This window comes from Alkalicoccobacillus porphyridii (assembly GCF_007293315.1).
Taxonomy (GTDB): Bacteria; Bacillota; Bacilli; order Bacillales; family Bacillaceae_D; genus Alkalicoccobacillus; species Alkalicoccobacillus porphyridii.
The window spans coordinates 39,653-49,756 of sequence record NZ_VLXZ01000019.1; the positions used below are offsets into that span (position 1 = coordinate 39,653).

Sequence of the window (10,104 nt, forward strand, 5' to 3'; positions counted from 1 at the left end):
CGGCTCCTTTACCAAGAGGAGCCTCTTTATGGAGGGGTAAATGGATAATTACAAGTATATCGAGTTTTTAAAAATTGCAAAAAAACTAAATGAATATGAAATTATACCGTTATTAATGGGTTCAGTAGGTTTAGAGGTCGTTACAGGAAAGAGTTGGGATGCTTCAGACTTAGATATTCATGTACCCGGTGATAAAAGAGGGTGGGAAGTATCGCCCGAATTAAATATTTACAACTGGAATGAAATAGTAAACATGATGAATTCAATGCAATACACTTTAATTGATTTGCATGAGCACCAGTTCTCTAAAGGCGGTCTTTCCGTTGAATTTGGCATTATCGATACGCTACCCAGTTTTGCAGGAGTGCAATTAGAGGATGTAAAAATGCATCAAGTGGAAAAAGTGAAATTTTATTTATTAAATCCTCATCAATATTTACGTGTTTATGAGTCTTCATTTAAGGATAGTTATCGAGCCAATAAAAATAATAATAAAGATGTGAAAAAGATCAATTTCTTAAAAACAATCATATAAGGCAGGCACACTTCTTTTATTAAGAAAAATGGATTAAATAACAAGAACACGATCTGGTTTATCAAGAGCCAATCCGCTTTACCAAGAGGATTGCTCTTCTCGCCCAGAACAATGACCTCTTTTCCAAGAACTAAACAGCCTTACCAAGAGGAGTGCTTTCCTAACCAAGAACAATAACCACTTTACCAAGAGCCATACCACCTTACCAAGACACTCGCTCTCCTAACCCAGAACAACAAACACTTTACCAAGAGCCAGCCCCTCTTACCAAGAAACCCACACCCGTCACCAAGAACAATTCCATTTTTCCAAGAACCACCACTCCACACCCGCCAACCCCAGCAAACAGATACCCCCTCCCACATAAGCGAGAGGGGGTATTTTTTATTCGTCTTCCATCACTGGTATTTCATGTTGCTGGTGCAATCTTGCAAAGTAGTCGAGGTGGTGAACCATTTTCTTGACTTGTTCCATGGTGAATTCATGCTTGTACCCTTCTGCCTCGATAAATGATGGGCCTGGACCGGCTTCACCCACCCAGTAGGTTACGGTTTCTGGCGGCATTGTGAATCCGTTGTATGATAGTCCAAATAAAATGGATGAGATGGCGTGTTTAGCTCCATCTTCATTACCGGTGACAACCACTCCACCAACCTTATTATAATAAATAGGCTGACCTTTTTTGTTGGTTACACTTACGCTACCGTTAATTCGTTCCATTACTTTGGTCGCGATGCTTGATTTTTCACCCATCCAAATGGGTGTACCGATCACAACGATGTCCGCTTTTTTTATTTTTTCAATAATTTGCGGCCATTCATCGCCATCTCCTGCGTCGTCTACCACGCCATACGCTACCTGGTAGTCGGCTATTCTAACAGTCTCTGATGATATATTTCGTTGTTCCAGTCGTGTTGAGACTTCCTTTATTAATGCGTCCGTGTTTGATTCTCCCTCACTACTCTTTTTAAGTGAGCAGTTTAAAAATAATGCATGAATAGACATAGACACCTCTCCTTTACCTGAGCTATCTACTGTATTACCGTATGCCCAAGGACTGAAACCTAAATCAAAAAAACCGAACGGACACATTTGTCCCGCTCGGATCCTTGTTAATTCAGTATCTCTTTTACCATGCTGCGACTTCCCCGTCTGTTCTCGGTTCTGTCCCTCCAGCTAATACGCCCGTCTCTGGATTTCTCCAAATAATTTGACCTCTACCAAATCCACCTTCGTCAATAGCAATCGAAATATCATGCCCTTTGTCAGCTAGAGCCCTCGTAATCTCAATTGGTAGATTTGCCTCGACCTGGACCTTTTTGCCCTCTGTCCAAAGGAATCTTGGCGCATCAAGAGCAGCTTGTGGATTTAATCCAAAATCAATCGTATTCATCACTATTTGCACATGCCCTTGAGGTTGCATAAAGCCACCCATGACACCAAATGGTCCAACTGCTTCGTTCCCCTTGGTTAAAAATCCTGGGATGATCGTATGATACGTTTTTCGTCCAGGCTTTAGATAATTATGATGGGTTTCATCCAATGAGAAATTATGTCCTCTGTTCTGCAACGCAATGCCCGTCTCAGGAATCACAATACCAGAGCCAAAGCCCATATAGTTACTTTGAATAAAGGAGATCATGTTCCCATCGCCATCAGCCGCAGCTAAATAAACTGTACCACCAGAAGGCGGTGTGCCTGGCTCCGGTGTGATCGCCTCTTCACCAATAAGCGCTCTTCTCTCAGCTGCATACTCATCTGAAAGTAGCTCTTCTTGTGAAACCTTCATTTCTCGTGGGTCGGTAATATAAGCCATACCATCCACAAACGCCAGCTTAACAGCTTCAATCTGCTTATGGTACGTGTCCACACAATCCTTTGTTTTCAAATCAAATCCTTTTAAAATATTCAAGGCTTCAAGAGCAATCAACCCTTGTCCATTCGGCGGAATTTCCCACACCTCATAGCCTTTATAATCTGATTTAATTGGTTCTACCCACTCTGGCTGATAGGCTGCTAGATCTTCTTTTGTCAAATGACCTTGATGCTTTTTAAAAAATGCATCAATCTGATCCGCTATCTCTCCCGTGTAAAATGCCTCTGCATTTGTTTCCGCGATAAGACGCAGTGTTTTTGCGTGTCCTGGAGACTTCCAAATCTCTCCCGCTTTAGGAGCTTTACCATCTGGTGTAAAGGTATCAAACCAATGCTTAAACTCATCACCAGTTAATTTTTTTCTAAAGCTTGCAGCAGCTTTCGCCCAATACTTTGCGAGAGTTGGTGAAACGGGGTAGCCATTTTCAGCGTAGTCGATGGCTGGTGCAAGCACTTCCTTTAATGAAAGCTTTCCAAACTTACGTGAAAGCTCAGCCCACCCACGTGGTGTGCCTGGAACGGTGACTGGCAATACGCCGTATGTAGGGAGTTCCTTTGTATGTCCTGCTGCTTTTACAGCTTCAGGTGTTAACCCCATTGGCGCCTGACCACTTGCATTTAAGCCATGAAGCTTACCATCCGTCCAAACTAAAGCAAAGGCATCTGAACCTATGCCATTAGAGGTAGGCTCAACCACTGTCAAACATGCCGCTGTCGCAATCGCGGCATCAATTGCATTTCCCCCGGCCTTGATCATGTCCAGCCCGGCTTGAGCCGCCAATGGCTGCGATGTCGCCACCATTCCTTTTTTTCCGTAAACCACATTTCGTTTTGACGCATAAGGATATTGATCTTGTGTACTCAAAAGCATTCACTCCAATAATCTAGTAGTCTATGTATACTTCAAAGTATAGAGGGAAATAAATGATTTGTCCAAATTGTAAAATTACTTAGAATGTAAAAAAGGGACTAGTGTATAGTCCCCATAATCATAAAAGTTTATTATTTACCCTATAACTTCCTTAATCCTGCAGGTAGGATTTGCCCCAATGCCAATAGTCTGCTACTGCTTAACGCGAGCATTATAGAACAGGCAAGCAGGACAAGATCTAGCTCGTACCCACCAAGAAATCCGGCAGGAAGCTTAACCTGATAAATGGCGCCAATCATAATGATGGCAAACACGATACTAACCGTGCGTGTAAGAAGACCTAGAATTAAAGCCAAGCCGCCAATCACTTCAGCAAAAGTCACTATGTACGCCAGTATCGCAGGTAATCCCATATCGTCAAACATACCTACTGTTCCTTCAATGCCTCCATTAAACTTATCTAACCCATGAATCAAAAAGGTTATCCCAACAACAATCCTCAAAATGAGTAAACCAAATTCCGTTTTCATGTCATACCAATCCTTTCATAAAATAGTATCTGTTAGTGTGCTACAGTTAGCGCAAAAAGAAAAGTACGCACCTTTATGTAACCCAGTATCTTTATAATACTGATTGATAATTCAGTATTTAGATAGTCGGTAAGAAATCTTTACAAGATTTTTATAGATTTTTAGTAGAAATCTCGTGATTTTTTGATAGGCTTAAAAAGGAGACTTACAGATATTCTGCTAGTCTACTATAATAAAAAACCAATGGAGGTACTTTATGGATAGTTTGTCATGGAAGCGCTCAACTAGGATGATCTCTTTCATCGCTTTCTTATTTTTTGTATTATCATTCTCTCAAATAGCTCATGCAAACGAGGAAATCGACTTAACCATTCTACATACTAATGATATTCATGCAAGCTTTGATGAATATGCCAAGGTCTCTGAATATGTTAAACAGCAGAGACAAGCATCAAGTCACTTCTTGTATCTTGATGCGGGTGATGCTGTAAGTGGTAACCCTGTCGTGGATTTAAATGATGGTAAACCCATCTATGAAGTATTTAACTTAGCAGGCGTTGATGCCTTCACACTAGGAAATCATGAATTTGACTTTGGACAGGACGCGTTTGCTGCAAATATGGAGCTATCGGAGTTTCCATGGCTTGCTGCAAACATGGATGTAGGAGACACATCTTTAGAACAACCAAAGCCATATGAAATCTTTGACCTTGATGGATTATCAGTTGCTGTATTCTCCGTTACCCAAGCTCCACCTGCTACTGCACCAGCAAATACAGTGGGTCTTGATTTCGACGGCGATTATGCTGGCGTTGCTGCAAGCTATCAAGAAGAGCTTGAAGAGCAGGCAGATATTATTGTAGCTTTAACACATATCGGCTTTGATCAAGACAGACGCCTGGCTGAACAGGTTGATTATTTTGACGTCATCATAGGCGGTCACTCACATACAACACTTAACGCACCTAATGTAATTAACGGAACACCTATTGTACAAACTGGATCTAATTTAAACAATATTGGCCAAGTGACTCTTACGTATGATCAAGCAACAGATTCCGTAACCAACACATCCGGAAGCCTTGTATCTGTGGCTTCATTAACGGATAGAGATGAAGCGGTTCAAGCGGTTGTTGACGGATATAACGAAGACATGGAAGAGCTGCTTGGAGAAGTCGTTGGAACCTCTAACAACGGATTAACTCGTGATGGTCGTTATAACGGCGATGCTCCACTCGGTAACTTCTGGACAGACGCGATGCGTGATATGGCAGATAGTGATATTGCCTTCACAAACAATGGCGGTATACGTGCAAGCATTGATGCCGGAGATGTTACGCTCGGTGACATCTATCAAATTGAACCATTTGCAAACGAAATTATGGTCTACGAAATGACAGGTCAAGCAATTAAGAACGTCTTAGAGTTCTCATACTCTCGCGACAATCGTAACGAAATTGACCTACAGGTTTCAGGACTAAATTATAATGTGCTAACTGGTCCAACAGGTAGCTATCAAGACGTGACATTAACCATTGGAAATGAACCAATTGATCTAGAAGCTACCTACACAGTAGCTGTTGCCAATTACATTGGTACGGGCGGATCAGGATATAACTTTGAAGGCACTGTTATTTCCGAAACAGTTGGTTTAATGACAGAAGCCATGAAGAACTTCGCACTTAAGCTCACGGCTGAAGGCAAGACTCTTGATTACTCTAGTGAAGGTAGAATTAAGCTATCTGTGGACCCAACAGCACCCGTACCTGGTGAAATCATTGGTTCTACAGAAACAGGCCTCTACTCAGCTAATAAAAACAGAAATGATGTTGGACTTGGTAACCTATATACAGATTCCATTCGTACAAAAGCTGGAACAGATATTGGCATGCTTAACGGATCTTCTGTTACAGGAGAAATTAACCCAGGTTCCATCACAGATCAACAAATTGAGTCCTTAGATGGATTTGGTAATGTGATTGTTTCTGTGAACGCATCAGGTTCAGACATCAAGGACGTTATACTTGAACAAGCAAAATATCGTCGTGGTGTAGATGTGCAAATTTCTGGATTAACGTACAACCTAGTGACGGACGCGAACGGCGCCATCTCAGATGTAGAAATCTCCTTGGAAAATGGAGATTCATTTGATCCTAGCGCTACCTATACTGTTGCTTATAACGATTACATGCATGGAAACAACTTTTACAACCTTGGCTCTGACATCATTGAAGCAGACCTCGGTCCAGTTTGGACGTCAGTTGTCGACTATGTAACAGCACAAGAAGGACCAATCAACTATGAAGAAGGACAACGCATCACAATCGATGGTGAAGGCTCCGGTGACGATCCAAGCGGACTCAGAAGTGTAGCAGAAGCACTTGCCAACAATAGTGGCACCGCACGAGTAAAGGGATACATCGTTGGTTCAATTGTGAACTCCTCACCAGTTATTGGTGAAGGCACTCACGCACCATCTAACCTACTACTCGCAGATTCACCAGATGAAACAGATCGTTCGAAGATGCTACCTGTGCAGCTTGTGAACGGCACTGCCGTACGTAACGGATTAAATCTACCTTCACATCCAGAAAACCTAGGTAGACTAATTACCGTAACAGGCTCACTTGAAGCCTACTTCTCAACACCTGGAATGAGAGCTCCAACTACCTTCACATTTGAGGAAGAAGAGCCTGAAGTTCCAGAGGAGCCGGAAGAACCGGAAGTACCTGAAGAACCAGAAGCTCCAAAATGTGAGTACACTGCGTGGGAAGCAAACAAAACCTATGTAGCTGGCGATCGCATTGAGCACGACGGCGACTTCTATCAAGCACAATGGTGGACTCAGAACCAAAACCCAGCAGAGAACTCAGGCTACTGGGAAGTTTGGCAAAAGGTTACTGAATGCTATGAAGTACCAGACGGACCTCAAGAATGGAATGCAAAAACCATCTATAACACTGGCGACCACGTAACACTTGATGGCGAGCTATACGAAGCCAAATGGTGGACTCAAGGTCAAAGCCCGAAAGACCACTCTGGAACTTGGGACGTTTGGAAAAAGATTAGTGATTCAGAGCCAGAAGGTCCCGAAGAATGGGACGCCTCAAGCATTTATACAGCTGGTGACCGCGCCTTTTTTGACGGAAAGCTCTACGAAGCAAAGTGGTGGACACAGAACCAAAGCCCAGCGAACCACGCTGGACAGTGGGATGTTTGGAAGGAAATTAAAGAGTAATGATCTACCTAAAACCAGTGCTATCCTTTACGGGACAGCACTGGTTTTTTTTGAGCGATAAGAACCTTTAATAAGGATGATCAATTTTTATAAAAAAGCTAATAGGACAACCCCCTTCTTGGCAAAGCTAAGAACAAGGCTTTAAATTCTATTACAGTGAGGGGCTGTATCATGAAATTTTACAGAAACAAGGAGGATGGTAAGACGAATCGAAGAAAAGAGACCTATGTAGAAATTCCCGCACATTTTATCATTGCCGTAGCAGCCGTCATTAGTTCAATTATATCTGTATTATTAAATATATAGTGTGATCACTCAACTAGGGTAGGTGTTGAAAAAATTGGTGTTGCCCATGTCATTCAAACCTGCCCCTTATTTAAAGCAGCTATTTATAAACATCAGAGATCACATGTACACATTTTTGGGCAAGTAATCCTGATACAAGTAATATCAGCAAGGTCGCAAGTAAAATATAAATAGAATTATCAAAAGGAGTAAATTGATTATATATCCATCCAAACACATTAAGAAAAAGAAAGAATAGTATGACCCATAACAAAACATTTACTAGCTTTCGTAGTAATCGCTTCACATGATTTCTCCTTCTTTAATAACCTCTCCCTTGATCCAGACATCTAGCAGCCTATTGAAGGACTCAGCCCTGCCCAGAGGATATCCATGTTTCATATCTGGAATGACAAATACTTTAGCCTTTGGTACTGCATGTGACAACTTGTCCACCGATCTTGTAAGCAGCTTCTCTTCTTTGTCACCTATCGTAATCAACATCTCTCCAGAGTATTGACTGATCTCTTCCGGCAGATCAAATGTTAAATTCTCATTCATAATTGCCCGCAAATCGGCAGTACGAACGTTTCTTGCACCAGCAAAATATCGTTCAAAATAAAAAGGTTCCGTAATATAGAGCTCCTTCGCCTGCTTTAATGAAAACCATCTACTCTTCGGCAAAATATTGAATAAAGGCAAAAGCGGTTGAATAATCTTTCGAAGAACTGGCTTTGGATCAATTAAACCACTATTCACCATCACATGACTAAACATATCTAGCCTTTCAGCACACATCTGTACAGCGATCTGAGCCCCCATAGAGAAGCCAACTAAGATGAACTGACGGTTATCCTTCATATGAGGCTGTAGATCTTTTAAGAAGGTGGTTGCCCAGTATTGGATCCCCCTTTGCTCATCCATCTGGTACGTAGGGACAATGCAGTAATGGGTATGTTTGAAATGATCCACCTGTTGATCCCACATCCATCCTTCGACGCCGGCGCCGTGGATGAAGAGGATGAGGGGGTTATTTGGGTTACCAAAGTATGAATATGACATGATTCACCCCTATTTTGAGCAACCAATTGATTGCTAATTTAAAATATAATTATGTGTTTAAACTTATATAACAATATTCATTCTTGATTATTTCAATTTTAAGGAATTCAATTTTTTTAATGATTATCTCCTTCATCGTATATATCGCAAGAGCATGAAATTGCCTGTCCAGCACATTTAGGGCAAACTTCTAAATCACAACCAAGTACATGATAGTATCCTTCTTTTACCGCACAATCACCACAATGAATACTTATGTAAAAAGCTTGTCTATCCAGTTCTTCTCCATGTTTTATTCGCTCGTATTCTATACCACTGATTGTAAAAGTAGAAAACAATTGAGCTTCAGCAATCTCAATTGGATAATACTTACTTAGATTCACTCCACCATAAAGTACTTGATCAGTTTTTTTGAATTGTTCGATTAATAGAGCTTCTGCTTCCCAATAATTAGGGAGAATAAAGTTATGTAATTCTCCATCTAAATACCGGAAATGAAAGGAATGAAGAAACTCAAAGATAATAATATATATATTTAATAATTCAGGAGTGTTAAGTTCTACCTCAAAATGAATAATGTCATTTCTTATCCCTATAGCCCTTTTAATTGTTTTTTCATCTTTATCGGTGAAATCTAAATTAAGTATGTTCTTTAATCTTTGAAGTGCATTGGTAATAGAGACAGTTTTTTTAGGATTGTCTATTCTTTCATATAAAAGAACTTTATGATCTCTTCTTAATACCTCTTTAAACATTAATTCCATAGATTGAACCAAATCAACTATTGCCGATTTCCAAAATCTTTTATAGTCATCTGGATATTCTTCATTAGTCGCTAAATGATAATCGTGTAATGAACTGTTTAAAAAGTCATAAGCATTATCTAATAAACTTAACTTTATCTTCACAATCTTCCCTACTTTTTAATATTATTTTACAATATCGTTGAATACTCTTTTTTCTTCACCTTCAACTTTCATCTCTAGAAAGAAAAATGCTGCTTATTGTACCATATTCTAAGTATTTGCAGGAATATTATACTATAAATATATCTTAACAAAACTAGTAAATTAAACTTTTAGGATAAATGTAACAATGGACTTCAAGTTAAATTATAGATACAAAAAAGCTCGTCATTACTTTTAAAAGTAATGACAAGCTTTTCATAATTAATTATACCGGTGGCCGGGGTCGAACCGGCACTCCAGAAGGAACACGATTTTGAGTCGTGCGCGTCTGCCAATTCCGCCACACCGGCATATGGCACGCCCGAGAGGACTCGAACCTCTAACCTCTTGATTCGTAGTCAAGTACTCTATCCAATTGAGCTACGGGCGCATAAGACTTATATAATATTGGTGCCGAGGGCCGGACTTGAACCGGCACGGTAATCACTTACCGCAGGATTTTAAGTCCTGTGTGTCTGCCAATTCCACCACCCCGGCAGGCAGATAAAAAATAAAACAAAAAAGGCGGTACCCGGATTTGAACCGGGGATAAGGGTTTTGCAGACCCGTGCCTTACCACTTGGCTATACCGCCGCATTTTCATAAAGCGGAAGACGAGATTCGAACTCGCGACCCCCACCTTGGCAAGGTGGTGTTCTACCACTGAACTACTTCCGCATAAATAAATGGCTGGGCTACCTGGGATCGAACCAGGGAATGACGGAATCAAAATCCGTTGCCTTACCGCTTGGCTATAGCCC

The 10,104-nt window shown here is 40.9% G+C and carries 9 protein-coding genes and 5 tRNA genes; 3 read left to right on the top strand and 11 right to left on the bottom strand.

What is annotated here, in order from left to right:
- Positions 1–40 precede the first annotated feature (40 nt).
- Positions 41–535, top strand: a complete 495-nt coding sequence (locus tag FN960_RS19615; RefSeq protein WP_143850575.1) for a phosphoribosylanthranilate isomerase — start codon at positions 41–43, stop codon at positions 533–535.
- A gap of 384 nt (positions 536–919) precedes the next feature.
- On the opposite strand, the gene FN960_RS19620 is transcribed toward FN960_RS19615, so the two are convergent.
- The 3 genes from FN960_RS19620 to FN960_RS19630 form a co-directional block, all read right to left on the bottom strand.
- Positions 920–1,540: a flavodoxin family protein gene (locus tag FN960_RS19620; protein WP_143850576.1), complete on the bottom strand. Its 621-nt coding sequence runs from the start codon at positions 1,538–1,540 to the stop codon at positions 920–922.
- A 124-nt stretch (positions 1,541–1,664) separates the two neighbouring features.
- Complete coding sequence (locus FN960_RS19625) at positions 1,665–3,212, bottom strand: gamma-glutamyltransferase family protein (RefSeq protein WP_260682079.1); 1,548 nt, start codon at positions 3,210–3,212, stop codon at positions 1,665–1,667.
- A gap of 209 nt (positions 3,213–3,421) precedes the next feature.
- The gene (locus FN960_RS19630; protein ID WP_143850578.1) at positions 3,422–3,811 is read right to left on the bottom strand and encodes a DoxX family protein; all 390 of its coding nucleotides are present in this window, start codon (positions 3,809–3,811) and stop codon (positions 3,422–3,424) included.
- Between the two features lie 256 nt (positions 3,812–4,067).
- Between FN960_RS19630 and FN960_RS19635 the strand changes: the two genes are divergently transcribed.
- Positions 4,068–7,049, top strand: a complete 2,982-nt coding sequence (locus FN960_RS19635; protein WP_143850579.1) for a 5'-nucleotidase C-terminal domain-containing protein — start codon at positions 4,068–4,070, stop codon at positions 7,047–7,049.
- 171 nt (positions 7,050–7,220) lie between these two features.
- Positions 7,221–7,355 carry a hypothetical protein gene (locus FN960_RS23280; protein ID WP_260682078.1) on the top strand — a complete coding sequence of 45 codons (135 nt, stop codon included), beginning with the start codon at positions 7,221–7,223 and terminating at the stop codon, positions 7,353–7,355.
- 79 nt (positions 7,356–7,434) lie between these two features.
- On the opposite strand, the gene FN960_RS19640 is transcribed toward FN960_RS23280, so the two are convergent.
- The 8 genes from FN960_RS19640 to FN960_RS19675 all read right to left on the bottom strand — a co-directional run bounded on the left by FN960_RS19640 (position 7,435) and on the right by FN960_RS19675 (position 10,021).
- Positions 7,435–7,641, bottom strand: a complete 207-nt coding sequence (locus tag FN960_RS19640) for a hypothetical protein (RefSeq protein ID WP_143850580.1) — start codon at positions 7,639–7,641, stop codon at positions 7,435–7,437.
- Positions 7,638–8,396 (bottom strand): alpha/beta fold hydrolase, encoded by a 759-nt coding sequence (locus FN960_RS19645; RefSeq protein WP_143850581.1) that lies wholly within the window; start codon positions 8,394–8,396, stop codon positions 7,638–7,640. Before FN960_RS19645 ends, FN960_RS19640 begins: the two co-directional genes overlap by 4 nt.
- A 116-nt stretch (positions 8,397–8,512) precedes the next feature.
- On the bottom strand, positions 8,513–9,304 hold the full coding sequence (locus tag FN960_RS19650; RefSeq protein ID WP_143850582.1) for a hypothetical protein: 792 nt from the start codon (positions 9,302–9,304) through the stop codon (positions 8,513–8,515).
- A 268-nt stretch (positions 9,305–9,572) separates the two neighbouring features.
- Positions 9,573–9,654: transfer RNA gene (locus tag FN960_RS19655), tRNA-Leu, on the bottom strand.
- Between the two features lie 3 nt (positions 9,655–9,657).
- Positions 9,658–9,734: transfer RNA gene (locus FN960_RS19660), tRNA-Arg, on the bottom strand.
- 18 nt (positions 9,735–9,752) lie between these two features.
- Positions 9,753–9,841: transfer RNA gene (locus tag FN960_RS19665), tRNA-Leu, on the bottom strand.
- 25 nt (positions 9,842–9,866) lie between these two features.
- Positions 9,867–9,937: transfer RNA gene (locus tag FN960_RS19670), tRNA-Cys, on the bottom strand.
- Positions 9,938–9,949: 12 nt separating this feature from the next.
- A tRNA-Gly gene (locus FN960_RS19675) sits at positions 9,950–10,021 on the bottom strand.
- Between the last annotated feature and the right edge of the window lie 83 nt (positions 10,022–10,104).